The sequence below is a fragment of the Nocardia sp. NPDC050717 genome, from assembly GCF_040654275.1.
Taxonomy (GTDB): Bacteria; Actinomycetota; Actinomycetes; order Mycobacteriales; family Mycobacteriaceae; genus Nocardia.
Genome location: NZ_JBFAHR010000001.1, coordinates 18,870 through 35,673 on the forward strand (window position 1 = coordinate 18,870; position 16,804 = coordinate 35,673).

The 16,804-nt window shown below is 68.6% G+C and carries 17 protein-coding genes; 9 read left to right on the plus strand and 8 right to left on the minus strand.

Annotation, left to right across the window (positions count from 1 at the left end; translation table 11 throughout):
- Positions 1-8 precede the first annotated feature (8 nt).
- Positions 9-266, minus strand: a complete 258-nt coding sequence (locus AB0H56_RS00060) for a hypothetical protein (RefSeq protein WP_357155704.1) — start codon at positions 264-266, stop codon at positions 9-11.
- A gap of 345 nt (positions 267-611) precedes the next feature.
- On the opposite strand from AB0H56_RS00060, the gene dnaK reads away from it, so the two are divergent.
- The 7 genes from dnaK (at position 612) to eccCb (ending at position 11,143) form a co-directional block, all read left to right on the plus strand.
- Positions 612-2,459, plus strand: coding sequence for a molecular chaperone DnaK (dnaK, locus tag AB0H56_RS00065; RefSeq protein ID WP_110037649.1), 1,848 nt, complete (start codon positions 612-614; stop codon positions 2,457-2,459).
- Positions 2,460-2,494: 35 nt separating this feature from the next.
- Positions 2,495-3,019, plus strand: coding sequence for a nucleotide exchange factor GrpE (grpE, locus tag AB0H56_RS00070; RefSeq protein ID WP_357157760.1), 525 nt, complete (start codon positions 2,495-2,497; stop codon positions 3,017-3,019).
- Positions 3,020-3,043: 24 nt separating this feature from the next.
- Entirely contained in the window at positions 3,044-4,228 is a 1,185-nt protein-coding gene (gene dnaJ / locus AB0H56_RS00075; protein ID WP_357155707.1) for a molecular chaperone DnaJ, read from the plus strand.
- A gap of 2 nt (positions 4,229-4,230) precedes the next feature.
- Entirely contained in the window at positions 4,231-4,626 is a 396-nt protein-coding gene (locus AB0H56_RS00080) for a helix-turn-helix transcriptional regulator (protein WP_280218694.1), read from the plus strand.
- A gap of 611 nt (positions 4,627-5,237) precedes the next feature.
- Positions 5,238-6,407: a globin domain-containing protein gene (locus AB0H56_RS00085; protein WP_357155710.1), complete on the plus strand. Its 1,170-nt coding sequence runs from the start codon at positions 5,238-5,240 to the stop codon at positions 6,405-6,407.
- Positions 6,408-6,465: 58 nt separating this feature from the next.
- Positions 6,466-6,834, plus strand: a complete 369-nt coding sequence (locus tag AB0H56_RS00090) for a hypothetical protein (RefSeq protein WP_357155713.1) — start codon at positions 6,466-6,468, stop codon at positions 6,832-6,834.
- On the plus strand, positions 6,827-11,143 hold the full coding sequence (gene eccCb, locus AB0H56_RS00095; protein ID WP_357155716.1) for a type VII secretion protein EccCb: 4,317 nt from the start codon (positions 6,827-6,829) through the stop codon (positions 11,141-11,143). Before AB0H56_RS00090 ends, eccCb begins: the two co-directional genes overlap by 8 nt.
- A gap of 1 nt (position 11,144) precedes the next feature.
- On the opposite strand, the gene AB0H56_RS00100 is transcribed toward eccCb, so the two are convergent.
- The 3 genes from AB0H56_RS00100 to AB0H56_RS00110 form a co-directional block, all read right to left on the minus strand.
- Positions 11,145-11,906, minus strand: a complete 762-nt coding sequence (locus tag AB0H56_RS00100; RefSeq protein ID WP_357155719.1) for an FAD-binding oxidoreductase — start codon at positions 11,904-11,906, stop codon at positions 11,145-11,147.
- A gap of 31 nt (positions 11,907-11,937) precedes the next feature.
- Positions 11,938-13,098 carry an FAD-binding oxidoreductase gene (locus tag AB0H56_RS00105; protein ID WP_357155722.1) on the minus strand — a complete coding sequence of 387 codons (1,161 nt, stop codon included), beginning with the start codon at positions 13,096-13,098 and terminating at the stop codon, positions 11,938-11,940.
- Between the two features lie 198 nt (positions 13,099-13,296).
- Positions 13,297-13,866 carry a TetR/AcrR family transcriptional regulator gene (locus AB0H56_RS00110; protein ID WP_357155724.1) on the minus strand — a complete coding sequence of 190 codons (570 nt, stop codon included), beginning with the start codon at positions 13,864-13,866 and terminating at the stop codon, positions 13,297-13,299.
- A gap of 85 nt (positions 13,867-13,951) precedes the next feature.
- Here AB0H56_RS00110 and AB0H56_RS00115 point away from each other — a divergent pair, with 85 nt between their 5' ends.
- On the plus strand, positions 13,952-14,557 hold the full coding sequence (locus AB0H56_RS00115) for a dihydrofolate reductase family protein (protein WP_357155727.1): 606 nt from the start codon (positions 13,952-13,954) through the stop codon (positions 14,555-14,557).
- Between the two features lie 2 nt (positions 14,558-14,559).
- On the opposite strand, the gene AB0H56_RS00120 is transcribed toward AB0H56_RS00115, so the two are convergent.
- Complete coding sequence (locus AB0H56_RS00120) at positions 14,560-14,994, minus strand: MarR family transcriptional regulator (RefSeq protein ID WP_357155730.1); 435 nt, start codon at positions 14,992-14,994, stop codon at positions 14,560-14,562.
- Positions 14,995-15,063: 69 nt separating this feature from the next.
- Here AB0H56_RS00120 and AB0H56_RS00125 point away from each other — a divergent pair, with 69 nt between their 5' ends.
- Complete coding sequence (locus AB0H56_RS00125) at positions 15,064-15,672, plus strand: maleylpyruvate isomerase family mycothiol-dependent enzyme (RefSeq protein WP_357155732.1); 609 nt, start codon at positions 15,064-15,066, stop codon at positions 15,670-15,672.
- 11 nt (positions 15,673-15,683) lie between these two features.
- On the opposite strand, the gene AB0H56_RS00130 is transcribed toward AB0H56_RS00125, so the two are convergent.
- Genes AB0H56_RS00130 through AB0H56_RS00140 form a run of 3 tightly spaced genes read right to left on the minus strand, consistent with a single transcriptional unit; the run spans position 15,684 to position 16,752 of the window.
- Positions 15,684-16,088, minus strand: a complete 405-nt coding sequence (locus tag AB0H56_RS00130) for a PIN domain-containing protein (RefSeq protein WP_357155735.1) — start codon at positions 16,086-16,088, stop codon at positions 15,684-15,686.
- A complete protein-coding gene (locus AB0H56_RS00135; protein ID WP_167456247.1) occupies positions 16,076-16,342 on the minus strand; it encodes a type II toxin-antitoxin system prevent-host-death family antitoxin in 267 nt (88 codons plus the stop codon). The genes AB0H56_RS00130 and AB0H56_RS00135 overlap by 13 nt, the downstream gene beginning before the upstream one ends.
- A 38-nt stretch (positions 16,343-16,380) precedes the next feature.
- Positions 16,381-16,752 carry a hypothetical protein gene (locus tag AB0H56_RS00140; protein ID WP_357155738.1) on the minus strand — a complete coding sequence of 124 codons (372 nt, stop codon included), beginning with the start codon at positions 16,750-16,752 and terminating at the stop codon, positions 16,381-16,383.
- Positions 16,753-16,804: the final 52 nt, after the last annotated feature.

Sequence of the window (16,804 nt, forward strand, 5' to 3'; positions counted from 1 at the left end):
AACCGCGATCAGAGGAAGTAGGCGGTGCCCGACGAGCTGCCCGTGCCGTAGCCAAGGCTCTTCGCGAACTCCTTGACGGCGATGAGCGCATGGCCGACCGGGCCCGGGTCGGAGCAGGATCCGCCGACCGAGGAGAAGGTGCAGCCGTCGTCGGCGATCGGCGCCGCCGAGGCGCTGGCCGCCGGTCCGGCGAGCACGGTGCCGAGGACGGCGCCCGCCAGGATCAGCCCGCTGAGCCCGCGTTTGTTCCTGATGCTGTTGTTCATCCCGCCACGGTAGCGGACCACTGCCCTGTTTGCGATACGGAAAGTTCCGTAACCAGGGCGGCGTCACGATGTGGCATCGAACGACACGGTTGAGCCGAGTCGTAGCAAGAATGGCGGCGGGGGTGGGAAATTTTTTCGCGGTCGGGAATGAATCATCGCAGGTGTTGGTTGTGCACATCGACAACCTTGAGCGTGGCTCACTCAAGTTCCAGTTGACTCCCGACGGAACTCGAGGGCAGGATTGAGCTGACCACGCTCAGCGTTGCTGAGGCTGTGCTCCGCGTGATGTGCCTGGGGTTCGGCCTGAGAGCACTCACATACATACGTCAAACAGGAGGAATCACTATGGCTCGTGCGGTCGGAATCGACCTCGGGACCACGAACTCGGTCGTCAGCGTTCTCGAAGGCGGCGAGCCGGTCGTCGTCGCGAACTCGGAAGGCTCGCGCACCACCCCCTCGATCGTCGCGTTCGCGAAGAACGGCGAGGTCCTCGTCGGCCAGCCTGCCAAGAACCAGGCCGTCACCAACGTCGACCGCACCATCCGCTCGGTCAAGCGCCACATCGGCACCGACTGGAACGTGGAGATCGACGGCAAGAAGTACACCCCGCAGGAAATCTCGGCGCGCACGCTGATGAAGCTGAAGCGCGACGCCGAGGCCTACCTCGGTGAGGAGATCACCGACGCGGTCATCACCGTCCCCGCCTACTTCGAGGACGCCCAGCGCCAGGCCACCAAGGAAGCCGGCCAGATCGCCGGCCTGAACGTGCTGCGCATCGTCAACGAGCCCACCGCGGCCGCGCTGGCGTACGGCTTGGACAAGGGCGACAAGGAACAGACCATCCTGGTCTTCGACCTCGGTGGCGGTACCTTCGACGTCTCGCTGCTGGAGATCGGCGAGGGCGTCGTCGAGGTCCGCGCGACCTCCGGTGACAACCACCTCGGTGGCGACGACTGGGACGAGCGCATCGTCACCTGGCTCGTCGACAAGTTCAAGGCCAGCTCGGGCATCGACCTGACCAAGGACAAGATGGCCATGCAGCGTCTGCGCGAGGCCGCCGAGAAGGCGAAGATCGAGCTGTCCTCCAGCCAGAGCACCTCGATCAACCTGCCCTACATCACCGTCGACGCGGACAAGAACCCGCTGTTCCTCGACGAGCAGCTGACCCGCGCCGAGTTCCAGAAGATCACCTCCGATCTGCTGGACCGCACCCGCGCGCCGTTCCAGTCCGTCATCAAGGACGCCGGCATCAACGTGGCCGACATCGACCACGTCGTGCTCGTCGGTGGCTCCACCCGTATGCCCGCCGTCTCCGAGCTGGTCAAGGAACTGACCGGCGGCCGTGAGCCGAACAAGGGCGTGAACCCGGACGAGGTCGTCGCCGTCGGCGCCGCCCTGCAGGCCGGTGTGCTCAAGGGTGAGGTCAAGGACGTCCTGCTGCTCGATGTCACCCCGCTGTCGCTGGGTATCGAGACCAAGGGTGGCGTGATGACCAAGCTCATCGAGCGCAACACCACCATCCCGACCAAGCGCTCGGAGACCTTCACCACGGCCGACGACAACCAGCCGTCGGTGCAGATCCAGGTGTTCCAGGGTGAGCGCGAGATCGCTTCGCACAACAAGCTGCTCGGCTCCTTCGAGCTGACCGGCCTGCCCCCGGCCCCGCGCGGCGTGCCGCAGATCGAGGTCACCTTCGACATCGACGCGAACGGCATCGTCCACGTCACCGCGAAGGACAAGGGCACCGGCAAGGAGAACAAGATCAAGATCCAGGACGGCTCCGGCCTGTCCAAGGAAGAGATCGACCGGATGGTCAAGGACGCCGAGGCGCACGCCGCCGAGGACAAGGCCCGCCGCGAGGAGGCCGAGACCCGCAACCAGGCCGAGTCGCTGGTGCACCAGACCGAGAAGTTCATCAAGGACAACGAGGACAAGGTGCCCGCGGACGTGAAGTCCAAGGTCGAGGCGGCCATCGCCGAGGCCAACACCGCCCTCGCCGGTACCGACATCGCCGCGGTGAAGACCGCCGTGGAGAAGCTGGCCACCGAGTCGCAGGCCCTGGGCCAGGCGCTCTACGAGGCGCAGGCCGCCGACGCCGCCGCCGATGGCAACGGTGCCGGTCCCGCGAACGACGACGACCAGGTCGTCGACGCCGAGGTCGTTGACGAGCCGGTCGACACGGAGAAGAAGTGACCGAGGCCAACTCCGAACAGGAGCTGATCGAGGACATCGTCGAAGACGCCGACTCCGCCGCGCAGGCGACGGAGCCGGACACCGACGGCGAGGCCGAGGCGCCGGTCAGCGACGAGCTGGCCGAGCGCACCGCCGACCTGCAGCGGTTGACCGCGGAATACGCGAACTACCGCCGCCGGGTCGAGCGGGATCGTCAGGCGAACATCGACGCGGCCAAGGCCGCCGTCGTCACCGAGTTGCTCGGTGTGCTCGATGATCTGGACCGGGCCAGGGCGCACGGCGACCTGGAGACCGGCCCGCTCAAGGCCGTCGCCGACAAGCTCGAGACCGCGCTGACCAAGCAGGGTCTCGTCGAGTTCGGTGCGATCGGTGATCCGTTCGACCCCACGCTGCACGAGGCCGTGCAGCACGAGGGCTCGGGCGCCGATCCGGTCATCGGCGTGGTGATGCGCAAGGGCTATCGGTTCGGCGAGCGGGTGCTTCGGCACGCGCTGGTCGGGGTAACCGATGCCGAGGCCACCGAGGCATCGGATCCGGATGCCGACGGCGACACTCAATAGGAACGCGAGAGGAGGAGATGCCCGGTGAGCCAACGGGAGTGGATCGAGAAGGACTTCTACAAGGAGCTGGGCGTCTCCTCCGGCGCCTCGCAGGACGAGATCAAGAAGGCCTACCGCAAGCTGGCCCGCGACCTGCACCCGGATTCCAATCCGGGTGACACCAAGGCCGAGGAGCGGTTCAAGGCGGTCAGCGAGGCCAACGCCGTGCTGTCCGACCCGGCCAAGCGCAAGGAGTACGACGAGACGCGTCGCCTGTTCGCGGGCGGCGGCGGTCGCGGCTACGGCGGTGGCGGGTTCAACCCCGGTGCCGCGGGCGGCTTCTCGCAGGACTTCAACATCGGCGACATCTTCGGTCAGGCCGGTGGCGCGGGCGCTCCCGGTGACGGCGGGCTCGGCGATCTGCTGGGTGGGCTGTTCAACCGGGGTGGCGCGCGCGGCGCGAGCCGTCCGCGCCGTGGCGCCGATGTGGAGACCGAGACGACGCTGGGCTTCCGCGAGGCGGCCCAGGGCGTCACCGTTCCGCTGCGGATGACCAGCCCCTCGCCGTGTACGACCTGTCACGGCAGCGGCGCCAAGCCGGGCACCAGCCCGCGGGTGTGCCCGCACTGCAACGGTTCCGGCGTGGTCAGCCGTAACCAGGGCGCGTTCGGTTTCAGCGAGCCCTGCGACGACTGCCGCGGTACCGGCTCGATCATCGACGACCCGTGCGTCGACTGCTCGGGCACCGGTATCCAGAACCGCACCCGCACCATCACCGTGCGCATCCCGCCCGGTGTCAGTGACGGGCAGAAGATCCGGCTGGCCGGGCAGGGCGAGGCGGGCCTGCGTGGGGCGCCTTCGGGCGATCTCTACGTGACCGTGCACGTCAGCCAGGACAAGGTCTTCGGCCGCCAGGGCGACGACCTCACCCTGGTGCTCCCGGTGAGCTACAGCGAATTGGTACTGGGGACAACTGTTTCCGTGCCGACGCTGGACGGCCGGGTCGGCGTGAAGGTGCCGCCGGGCACCGCCGACGGGCGTATCCTGCGGGTACGCGGTCGCGGTGTGCCCAAGCGCGGCGCGGCGGGCGGCGCCGGTGACCTGCTGGTCACGGTGAAGGTCGCGGTTCCGCAGAACCTGGACTCCGATGCCACCGACGCGCTCAAGCGCTATCAGGAGGCGGAGAAGGCGGGTGGCTTCGATCCGCGTGCGGGATGGGCGGGTGCTTGATGATGTCCGATGATCCGAAGTCCGCGTCGGGTGCGCGTGCCGAGTTCTTCATGATCTCGGTGGCGGCTCAGCTGGCGGGTATGCACGCGCAGACCCTGCGCACCTATGACCGGCTGGGTCTGGTCACCCCCCAACGCACTTCGGGTGGCGGACGCCGGTACTCGGCCCGCGATGTCGAGCTGCTGCGTGAAGTGCAGCGGCTGTCGCAGGACGAGGGTGTCAACCTCGCGGGAATCAAGCGCATCATCGAGCTGACCAACCAGGTCGAGGCGTTGCAGCAGCGCGTCGAGGAGATGAGTGCGGAGCTGGAGCGGTTGCGGGCGGGCTACCGGCCCGACCTGTCGCCGCCGCAGCGCAGTACCGCGCTCGTGGTGTGGCAGCCGAGGCATCGGCGCTAGATTCACGATGACGAGGGCCCCCGGCCCGCGCTCCGCCACGGCGGGCGCGACCGGGGGTTCGTTCGTGTTCGGTCAACCCCCGGCGACCGGCTGGTGATTCTCCAGCAACCTATTTATTCGTGATCTCGACCGCGAATCCCGCCGCCGCAACCCTGTGAGGTGCGGATATATCACAGGACCATCACGAAAGTTTGCTGGCTGGACGCTGAATTCGGGCCGGGCGGAGCCGAATTTCGCGTCCTGTACCAGGCTCTCCGGCGCCGCTTCCCCGCGTGTCGCGGCACGGCGCGTCGGCGGATGAGACGCCCCGCGCGTAGCGGAAAGGTCGCTCTACCAGGCAGGTTGGGTCACGATTGCCGGTTTTGCCGGATCGGCGATAGGGGACTGTGGTCACATTCTGCGGCTTTAGCAGGACTGGCGTATGTTTTCAGGGGGAACTGGCTACAAACCACCTGGTTTTTTCTGAATTACACGTGTGATGTTTAAGAGTACGATTCCTAAGCTGGCAAACCTCGCCTACACTTCTCGCATCGGCTGCTGACGAGTGTCCTCCCAGCCCGTCACTCGCCGGCGCGGCTAGCGTTCGATGGCGAAACGAGGTTGTGACACATATGGATTCGCGGACTGTCGCTTTGATCCGTACTACGTTCAAGGCGGTTGCTGCGGAAGACGGTGGGCCCGAGCGGTTAGCCAGATCGTTCTACTCGATCCTGTTCACGGACTACCCCGGTGTCCGTGACTACTTCCCGGCGGCCATGGACGCCCAGCGCGACCGGCTCGTCAAGGCCATCTCCTACGCACTCGACCGGCTCGAGGAGCCGGACAAGCTGCTGCCGTTCCTGGCTCAGCTCGGGCGCGATCACCGCAAGTACGGTGTGCAGCCCGCCCACTACGTCGCCGTGGCCAACTCGCTCAAGTCGGCCATGCGCCAATTCGCAGGCACCGAGATGTGGACCGACGAGGTCGCCACCGCCTGGGACGAGGGCCTGGCCACCATCAGCGGCGCGATGATCAGCGCCGCCGACAAGGAGACCACCCCGGCGGCCTGGAGCGCGACCGTGGTCGAACGTCGCGAGGTGCTGCGCAATCTCGCGGTCATCCGCGTCCAGCTCGATCAGCCCATGGAGTACGCGGCGGGCCAGTACCTCAGCGTCCAGGTGCCTGCGCGGCCGCGGATGTGGCGGTATCTGTCCCCGGCCAACCCGGCGAACGCCAACGGCGAGATCGAGTTCCACGTGCGCAGCGTGCTCGGCGGCTGGGTGAGCCCGGCCATGGTCTCGCACACCAACGTCGGTGACCAGTGGCTGCTCGGCTCGCCGCTCGGCGGCCTGGGCGTGCCGCGCAACACCAAGCGCAAGATGCTCATGGTCGGTTGCGGCACCGGGATCGCGCCGCTGCGGGCGCAGGTCATGGCGATGGCGCAACGCCGGGTCAACCCGAAGGTGCACCTGTTCGTCGGTGGTCACCACCCGTGCGACCTCTACGACCTGCAGGTTCTCAGCCAGCTCGCCGTCGCCAACAAATGGCTCACCGTCACCCCGGTCACCGAGAACGACGAGAACCCTTGGTGGTACTACGATTCCGGCGAACCGCAGGCCGAACTACCCGGCCTGGAGCCGCGGATGACCGGCCAGATCGGCAAGGTCGTCGCCGCCTACGGCCAGTGGGCCGACCGCGACGTCCAGATCGTCGGCTCCCCCTCGATGGTGCAGACCACCAAGTTCCGCCTGATGGCGGCCGGTACCCAGGCCAAGTCCATCCGCCACGATCCGCTGTTCTGAGCGCGCCGCCCGCTTAGAGTGGTCACGCGAGCGTGATCATGTGAGGGAGGGCGGATCGATGGATGGCGTTGTGCTGGTGATCAATTCCGGGGGTCGCGATGCCGAATGGCTCGACGAGATCACCGGTGAACTGCGGGCCGATCTGGCCGAGATCGGCGGACTGCGCGTCACCCCGGTGACGACGGCCGCGGCGGGCGGCGAGAAGTCCGGCGCGGTCGAACAGATCGGCCAGCTGCTGCTCTCGGGCGGGGCCCTCGGCACCGTGGTGTGGGCCATCCGGGACGTGAGCCTGAAGTTCCTGGAACGCTCGAAGGCGGAGTCGATCACGATCAAGCGGGGCGACCGCGAGGTCACCATCGTCCGGCCCGGCCTGGCCCAGGTGGACAATGTCGTCGAGAAGTTCGGCGACCTGCTGCGTGATGAGTAGCCCGACCGGACGGCGAATCGCGCTCTTCGTAGCCAACGACACCTACCACTTCGACGGCCTGTCGCGGCTCTACGCGCCCATCTCCGATGCCGAGCAGCTCCGGGAACTGCTGCGCGATCCCGAGATCGGTGGCTTCCGGCCGACCGAGCTGCTCATCAACGAGTCCAAGGCCGAGATCGAGCGCAGCATCGAGCGCGTCTTCCGCGGCGCCGAGCCCGACGACGTCATCCTGTTCTACTTCTCCGGCCACGGGCTGCGCACCCGGCAGAATCTGTATCTGGCCGTGGGCAATACCGATCCGCAGCTGCTGAGCAGCACGGCGGTGTCCTCCTCGTTCATCCGCGAGCTGATCCGCGAGTCCCCGGCGGCGGCGAAGATCATCGTGCTCGACTGCTGCTACAGCGGCGCGTTCCTCGGCTCCGAGGTGATCAAGTCCGCGCCCACCATCGACGATGTCGCCCAGCAGCTCGCCGCGGGCGACGGCATCTGCGTGCTCACGGCGTCGAGCGCGGTGGAGACCGCGTCCGAGGGCAGGGCCGACGGCGACTCGGCGCCCCTGTCGGTGTTCACCTCGGCGCTGGTCAAGGGCATCGGCACCGGCCAGGCCGACAACGGCAGCGGCCTGATCGGCACCCACGACCTGTGGACCTTCGTGCACGCCGAGGTGCGCGCCCGCACCACCAGGCAGACCCCGAACCACTACGGCGTCTTCAAGGACGAGGTCTACATCGCCAGGGTCCGGCGCAGGCAGTCCAACCTCATCGAGGTGGGCGACCGCGTGCAGCTCGGCTCGCTCATGGGCAGGCTCGAACAGACGCCCGAGGGTGGGCTGCGGGCCGCGAACTGGTGGGGCACCGGCAGATTGAAGGTGCCCATCGGGCAGGAGCGGCGCACCGACGGCGTGCCGGGGGAGACGGTGTGGCTCGACCTGTCCGGCGCGGATCGCAACCTGCTGATCGTCGGCCGCGCGGGCGCGGGCAAGAGCACCCTGCTGCGCACCCTCACCGGCTCTTTGGCGCTCACCCACTCACCCGACGAGGTGAAACTCTATGTGCTCGAATCGAGCAACCGCCTCGGTTCGATGAGCGCCCTGCCCCATATCGCCAGTGCAGTCGGCGACGACGAACTGGAGAAGGTGGACGCGGTCCTGGACCGGGTGGCCGCCGAGATCCGCGGCCGCAAGCGGCTGTACCGGGAATCCGGCATCGATTCACCGAGCAGCCTGCGCGCCGCGCGACCGACCCTGGCCGCGCCGGTGCCCGATATCTTCCTGCTCGTCGATCGGCTCGGCGATTTCCGCGAGCAGATCGCCGGTTTCGACGCCAGGATCAAGCAGATCGCCAGCGCGGGCCCGGAGTACGGCGTGCACCTGGTGGTGACCGCCCGCGACTGGAACGAGGCGCCCGGCGACCTGGTCGACCTGCTCGCGGCGCACATCGAATTGCGCCTGCACCGACCAGCGGATTCGCGGCTGCACCCCGAACGCGCCGCCCGCCTGCCCGACGGCCCCGGCTGGGCCCTGTTCGGCGAGCGGCCGTTCCGCGTCGCCATGCCGGACCTGCGTGAGCTGGAGCCCGAGTTGCTGAGCGCGGTGGAGATCTCCGACGGCGCCGCCGAACTGGTCGATCTAGTGCGCGGCAACCAGTACGTCCGCGCGCTCGACGGCACCGGCCGGTCACCGCTCGACGGCGAGATCGACCTGCCCGACCTGCTCGGCCTCGGCTCCCGCGATTTCGATGTCGAGGCGCTGTGGCGGGCCCGGGAGGGCCGCGACCGCCTGCGCGTGCCGATCGGGGTGAGCGCCACCGGCGATGTGGTCGAACTGGATCTGAAGGAGTCGGCCGAGCACGGCATGGGGCCGCACGGGCTGTGCATCGGCGCGACCGGATCGGGGAAGTCGGAATTCCTGCGCACCCTCATCCTCGCCCTCGCCACCACCCACTCCCCGGACGCGCTGAACCTGGTGCTGATCGATTTCAAGGGCGGCGCGACCTTCTTCGGCCTGGACTCGTTGCCGCACGTGTCCGCGGTCATCACCAATCTGGAAGAAGATCTCTCGCTGGTCGACCGGATGAAGGCCGCGCTGGCCGGCGAGATCGCCCGCAGACAGGACCTGCTCAGGGCGGGCGGCAATTTCGCCAATGTGGCCGACTACGAACGGGCCAGGGCGGCGGGCGCGCCGCTCGAACCGCTGCCCGCCTTGCTCATCGTGGTCGACGAGTTCTCCGAGTTGCTTTCCCAGAAACCGGATTTCCTCGACGTGTTCGTCATGATCGGCAGGCTCGGCCGCTCGATCCGGGTGCATCAGCTGCTGGCCTCGCAGCGGTTCGACGAGAACATGCTGCGCGGCCTGGAGACGCACCTGTCCTACCGGATCGGCCTGCGCACGTTCTCCGCCAACGAATCCCGAGCGGTCATCGGGACGCCCGACGCCTACCACCTGTCCAGCGATCCCGGCTCCGGCTACCTCCGTGTCGACGCCGCCGATCCGGTGCGGTTCAAGTCGGCCTACGTCGGCCGCAGTGACACCGCCTCGTCGGCCGACGGCGCCGCACAGCGCACGGTGCTGGAGGCGGTGGTGTCCAGGATCATCGGGCACGGCAGGCAGGCCTACCCGGTGTGGCTGCCGCCGCTGTCGGTCTCGCCGACGGTGGATCTGCTGTTGCCCGACCATGATCGGCGCTCGGAGCCCGGCTCGCCCGGCGAGTTGCGCCTGCCCATCGGCATGGTCGACGAACCGGCCGAGCATCGCCGCGGGACCTTCCTGCTCGATCTCACCGGCGCGGGCGGGCATGTCGCCGTGGTCGGTGGTCCGCGCGCGGGCAAGTCGACCACCCTGCAGACGATCGTGCTGGCCGCGGCGGTGACACACAGTCCTGACCAATTGCAGTTCTACTGCCTGGATTTCGGTGGCGGTGGTCTTCTCGGTGTGGCGGAGCTGCCCCATGTCGGCTCGGTGGCGGGCCGCCTCGACACCGATCGGGTCCGGCGCACCCTGGCCGAGCTCAGCACGCTGCTGCGCAGGCGCGAGCAGCGCTTCGCCGAACTGGGCGTCGAGTCGATGGCCGAGTACCGGCGTCGCGGTGCGGCCGAGGGCGAGCAGGCCAGTGCCTCGCCGTCGGACCGCTACGCGCACGTGGTGCTCGTCATCGACGGCTGGCGCGTGATCGCCGACGAGTTCGAGGCGCTCGAACCGCAGATCAACGCCATCGCGACCCGCGGCCTCGCCTACGGCATCCACCTGCTGATCACCGCCACACGCTGGGCCGAGATCCGGTCGATGACGCGGAGTCAGCTCGGTACCAAGATCGAACTGCGGCTCGGCGACCCGATCGAGTCGGAGATCGACCGCAGGGCCGCGAACCAGGTGCCGCCGGATCAGCCCGGTCGCGGGCTCACCGCCGACCACCTGCACATGCTGATCGCGCTGCCCCGCTTGGACTCCGACGCCGACCCCGCGACGCTCAGCCGCGGCCTGAGCACCGCGGTGGCCGAGGTCGCCGCGCAGTACGGCCCGCAGGGCGCGCCCGCCGTGCGCATGTTGCCGCTGGACATCTCCCGCCCCGCGCTGCTCGAGATCGCGAGCGAGCACGGCGTCCGGATGAGCCCGACGTCGGTGGTCGTCGGCCTCTGTGAATCCGAATTGCAGCCGCTGGTCCTGGATTTCGCCACCGAACCGCATTTCATGGCCTTCGCCGACATCGAGTGCGGGAAGACCACGCTGCTGCGCAACATCATCACCGGAATCGTCGAGAACGCCACCCCGGCCCAAGCCGCCATCGTGCTGATCGACTACCGGCGCGGCCTGCTCGGCGAGGTCGAGGGTGGCCACCTGGCGGGCTACGCCAGCTCCGCGACGGCGGCGGCGCCGATCATCGCCGAGGTGGCCAACGTGCTGGCCGGGCGTATCCCCGGCCCCGACACCACCCCGCAGCAGCTGCGCGATCGCGACTGGTGGTCGGGCCCGGAGATCTATGTCGTGGTCGACGACTACGACATCGTGGCCCCGAACTCGATGTCGAATCCCTTCATGGCGCTGGTGGAGTACTTCCCCCTGGCCCGCGACATCGGCCTGCACTTCCTCGTCGCCCGCCGCACCGGCGGAGTCGCGCGCGCACTGTACGACCCGGTGCTCGGCGCGTTGAAGAACCTGTCCGTGGAGACCCTGGTCATGAGCGGTTCCCGGGACGAGGGCCGGATCATCGGCGACGTCCGCCCGACGACCCTGCCACCCGGGCGCGGCATCATGGCCTCGCGCACCCGCGCACACGAGATGGTGCAGATCGCCAATCTGCCCGGCCGCCTGTGATTCAGGCGCCTTCGGCGGTGATGTTCGCCGGGGGAGTACCCGCTTCGACGAGCCGGTCCACGGTCGTGTGGACCATCGCGGGGGAACCGCACACCAGCACCTGGTGCTGGTCGAACGGGCCGTGGGCGGCGGCGACGTCGGCGAGGGTGCCGTGCAGCATCTCCGCGGGGGCGAAGCCGATGTCGACGCGGGAGTGTTCGTGCCACTCGTCACGAATCGACGGGTCGTCGGGGCTCTCGACCACCGGAATCACTGTCAGCCATGGCAATTCGCCCGAGAGCAGGTAGAGCATGTCGGAGGCGTAGAGGTCGCGCGGGGAGCGGCCGCCGAAGAACAGATAGGTGCGCGGCGGGTTCTCGCGGCGCGCCAGGTCGAGGATCTGGGCGCGCAGCGGCGCCAGCCCGGTGCCGCCGGCGATCATCACCACCTCGGTGGTCTCCGGCGCGATGTGGAAGACGCTGTGCGGCGCGTTGATCCGCCACTGGTCTCCGGCCTTGGTGTCGGCCACGATCGAGCTCGAGCACCAGCCACCGGGCACGGTGCGCACATGGAACTCCAGCTTGCCGTCCAGTGAGGGCGGCAGCGCGGGCGACAACCGCCGGCGCACGCCCGGATGCTGGGGCACCTCCACCTCCACCGAGCCGCCCGCCGCGAACGGCACGAAGTCACCGATCAGCCGGATCACGGCGATGTCGTTGCGCAGGCGGTGATGGCCGACGACGGTCGCCGTCCAGGCGGGATCGGGGTGTGCGCTGCTGCTCATCGGCCTCTTTCGTCAAGGGCGGGAAGGGTTCTCAGCTGACGGGGTCGGACGCGATGATCTCGGGCGGCGTGCCTGCCCTGATGAGGGTGCGCCGGGTCTCGGCGATCATCCGCGGCGAGCCCGCGATCTGGATCTGGCGGTCGGCCCACGCACCGAAGCTGGTCACCACCGCGCCCAGGTTACCGACGAGCCGCCGGTACATGCCCATCGGCGGTTCGGCCTGCTTCTGCGGGTACCACCACGGATCGGTGCGTTCCTCGCAGACCGGCACCACCGTCAGCCACGGGTTCGACTGCGAGAGCTGCCACATGTTGTCCACGTCGTAGAGGTCGCCGGGGTAGCGGCCGCCGATGAAGAAGTGCACCCTGGGGTTGATGCCGCGCTGGCTCATCTCGATCAGCTGCGCCCGCAGCGGCGCGATGCCGGTGCCGGAACCGATGAGCAGCACGTCGCGCCCGGATTCGCGATCGACGTGCAGGCCGCCGAGCGGTCCGGCGATCTTCCACCTGTCGCCGACCCTGGTGTCGTTGACGATCGCGGGGCTCACCCAGCCGCCGCTGATGCGCCGCACATGGAATTCGATCTCGCCGTAGGGGTTGGCGGGGATCGCGGGGGAGAAGTAGCGCCACATGTTCGGCCGCTGCGGCACCTGCACCGGCACGTACTGCCCGGCCTTGAACGGGATCGGCCCGTCGGCCTGCAGCCGCACGATGGCCAGGTCGTCGAGGACCTTGCGGTGCCCGACGACGGTCGCGCCCCAGAACGGCTGCGACTTGTCCTCGTTGGCGCCGATCGCCATCGACGCCGACACCAGGATGGTGACGTCGCTCCAGCCCTCGTGCAGTTCCCTGGTCCAGCGATTGCCGTGGAAGGTGCGCAGGGCGGCCAGCAGGGCGCGACCCGCCAGGTCGTAGTGGTCGGCCTCGACCCCGTACTTACGGTGGTCGCGGGCGAGTTGCTCGAGGAACTTCTGCGCGCGCTCGAAGTCCTCCAGGTTGTCCAGGACGTACTGCAGCGCCGTCACCAGACGCTTCGGCATCATGTCCATCGCGGGCGGGAAGAGCTCCCGCAACGCCGGGTTCTGCGCGAACAGGTGACCATAGAAAGCGCTGATCAGCCGCTCTGGACCACCGGGCGTCTCCGACACCCCGCGGAAATCGGCGCGGACCAGCGCAAGCGAACGCGCATCCACGTCGTCTAGCTCCCTTTCCCTGGAATTGCCGCAATGTGGCCCACTCGATGGCGGGCACCCTCTCAAGTATCCACCGAAAACCGCCGCTCGGTGCAGGGATGCTCATCACGCCTCGCCCTCGCCGGAGGGAGTGTATGCCGCCCGCGCCCGCTCGGCGCGCCCTCGCGCCCATCGATACGCGTCGGTGATCTTTCGCGCTCAGGCGGTCAGGATGGAGCGCACCGTCGCGATGACCACGCGGTCGGCGTCGGCGGCGGCCAGGCGGCCGGTGCGCAGGCCCTCGGCGGCGCCGTTGAGTACGTAGTAGACGGTGTCGACCAGCCAGTCCAGCGGCAGGTCGGTGCGGAACGCCCCTTCCTGCTGGCCGCGGTGGATCAGGTCGGCGACCCGGGCCGCCGGGGCGGCGTGCAGTTCGCGCAGGCGCCCGGCGGGTAGGACGCCATCGGCGGCGGCGCGCAGTTTGGCCGCCTCCGCGACCAGCGGCCAGGTCGCCGCGAGCAGCCGCGTCAGCGCGTCGCCCGCGTCGCCGGTGAGGTCGACCGCCGAGAGCGTGGTCTCGCCCTCCCGCAGCGCGTCGACCATCGCCGCCTCGACCAGCTCCGCGCGCGTACGGAAGTGCCCGTAGAGGGTCATCCGCCCGACGCCGGCGACCTTGGCGATCTCCTCGGTGGTGGCGTCGGGATTCGCGCCGAGCGTCGTGCGGGCCGCGGTGACGATGGCGGCGATGCTGCGTTCGGCATCGGCCCGTCGCCGAGGTGCGGGTGACATGGGAAAAGTCTATCTCGTACAAGTGTGTACGTGTTAGGCTGGCTCCACCTTCTCGCACCGACATTCTGAGATCGAGGCGATTCGCATGGGTGAGCTGCACGTCAATATGCACGCCACGCTCGACGGCGTGATCCAGGCCAACGGTGGTCCCACCGAATACGACGGTGACTTCGAGTACGCGGGCTGGGAGTGGCCGTTCAACGACGAGGAGTCCGGCAGGCAGGTGATCGAGGACGTCCGCGCCGCCGACGCGCTGCTCCTCGGCCACACGACCTACAAGATCTTCGCCGCGTACTGGCCGAACCAGTCCGACGAGATCGGTGAGGCGTTCAATCGAGTGCCCAAATACGTCGCGTCCCGGGGCACTCCCGATCTGTCCTGGGACGTGACCACCCAGCTCACCGATGTGGCCACCGAGGTGCGCGCCCTCCGGGAGCGTCATCGGCAGATCCACACCTGGGGCAGCGCCGATCTGCTGCGCACCCTGCTCCGCGAGGGCCTGGTCGACCAGCTGAACCTGTGGGTCTTTCCGATCGTGCTCGGCGTGGGCAAGAAGATCTTCCCCGAGGGCAGCGCGCCCACCCGCTTCGCGCAGATCGAACCCGCGAAGACCTTCCCGGCCGGCGTCCTGCTGACGCGTTACCGCCGCCTCGACGGCGTCCCGGAGACCGGCGGCCCGCCCGCCGCCTGAGTTCACGCGTACGGATCGGTGACGGCCCGCAAGGCCGTGAGCGCCTTGCGCAGTTCGCGCGCGCCGCGTGCGCCGAGGTGGTCGACCCACTCCGATTCCACCTGGGCCGCAGCGTGATTCGCCACCTCGACGGCGCGCTGTCCCTTCTCGGCCAGGCGCAGCAGCCGCGCCCGCCCGTCGGTGGGGTCGGGCTCGCGCCGCAGATACCCGGCGCGCACCAGCTGCTCGACGAGCACGCCCGCGGTCTGCTTGGTGACCTGCGCCTGGGCGGCCAGCTCGGTCAGCCGCGAGCCCTCCGGTCCGAGCCGGGCGACCAGCCGCGCCTGCGCCTGCGTGAGATCCTCGAATCCGGCTGCTGCCAGCGCGACCAGCACCCGCCGCTCCATCTCCCGATACGGGACGAACAGCAGCACGCCGAGGTTGAGTTCGTCGGCCATCCCACTCCTTGATTCGGTCAGCTTCACTGACTATATTAATCAGAAAGGCTGACGAATTGGAGCCGGGCCATGGATATCGATCAGCACTGGCGCACCATCGCTGAGCAGCGCCGCGCCATCGCCGACCTGCTCGCCACCCTCACCCCGGCCGAACTCGACAGTCCCTCCCTCTGCGAGGGTTGGCGCGTGCGCGATGTCGCCGCGCACGTGGCGCTGGCCGCGCAACCGCCGGGCCCCCTCGGCATGCTCCGCGAGGCCGCGCGCGCCCGCGGCAGCTTCCACCGCCTCAATCACGACATCGCCGTCCGCCACGCCGACGCCACCCCCGACCTCGTCGCCGACCTGCGCGCCGTCGCCGACTCGCGCCGCCTCCCCGCGGTCACCAACTACCGCAACATCCACTACGACGTGATCGTCCACGCCCAGGACATCGCCCGCCCACTCGGCCGCGTCATCACCGTCGCCCCCGAGTCGGCAGCCGTTGCGGCCCAACGGGTCTGGACCATGGGCTGGCCATTCTGGGCCAAGCGCCGCTTCGCCGAGGTCACCCTGGTCGCCGAGGATTCGGCCTGGACCGCGGGTTCCGGTCCCGAACTGCGCGGCAGCACCCTCGACCTGCTCATGCTCCTCACCGGCCGCCACCCGGCACTGACCGGGCCCGGCGTCGACCGCCTTTGAGGGGCCCGCGATCAGTTCACCAGCCGAGCTTCTACTCCCGGAAGTTCGTCGAACCTGGCACGTTTGTCCGTCGTCAAGACAGTTCGCCCGGTGGCGCGGGCGGTAGCCGCGATGATCAGGTCGTGCGCACCGCGGGGGGTACTGGTCGATCGGACATAGGTGAGTAGGTCCGCGTGGTGTTCGGCAACAGAATCGTCGTACGGAACGCTGGGGACGATCGCGCGGAACTCACTCAGGAATTTGCGCGCACTGGCCTGTTTCACGGAATTGGTCTGCGCGGCTACGCCGGTCAGGTATTCGGCGATCACGACCGCCGGAACGGCCACATTGTCGTCATCCGCGATCTCGTTCGAAAGATCGAGCGTGCCCCGGTCGATGGCGATCAGGACGCCGGTATCGAAGATCAGCTTTGCCACGGGTCGGTGTCTTCCTCGGCGCGTGCGTAGTCATCGATCGAATCGACAGCGGCTTCGAACTCGGCGTCCAGCCCGATATTGCCCGCCCATCGCCGGGCAAGCCGGTTGACTCCGGCGCCGTTGGATCGCGGAGCGGGGACCAGTCTCGCCACGCAAACGCCCTTGCGGGTGATGACGAACTCCTCGCCCGCTTCCGCCTCGTCCAGCACTCGCGCGAACGCGCGAGCGGCCTCGGTGGCGCTGATCTCCTTCATGAAATCAGATTATCAGATTACATGGCGATCGACTCTGATCAATCCTGACCGGTGATCAGCCGCACCGCCGCCTGCCGCGCCTGCTCGCCGACCTCCCCGATCACGAAGTTCTTGCCGATGATGTGCTGGACCAGTGCGGGTTCCGGCGCAACGCCGTACTTGCGCAGGTAGTGCGGAACCGCGCCGGGCCACACGAACACCCCGTCGGTGTGGAAGTTCATCGGCACATCCCGAACCGACGCGTCGAAGTCGTCGGCCGCGTAGCTGCGGGCGCTCAAAACCACCGGCGCGTGCGCGAGATAGTCGAGCACTCGCTCGCTGACGGCGGGCTCGAGCGCGGGCCGATTCACCACCGGTTTGCCCTCGGCGTCGCGCCCGTCGAACGGCGCCGAAAGTCGAAGTCCACTCATGGTCGACCAACCTACGCGGCCCCGTGCACGCCCGCGTTCCCGTGCTAATGTC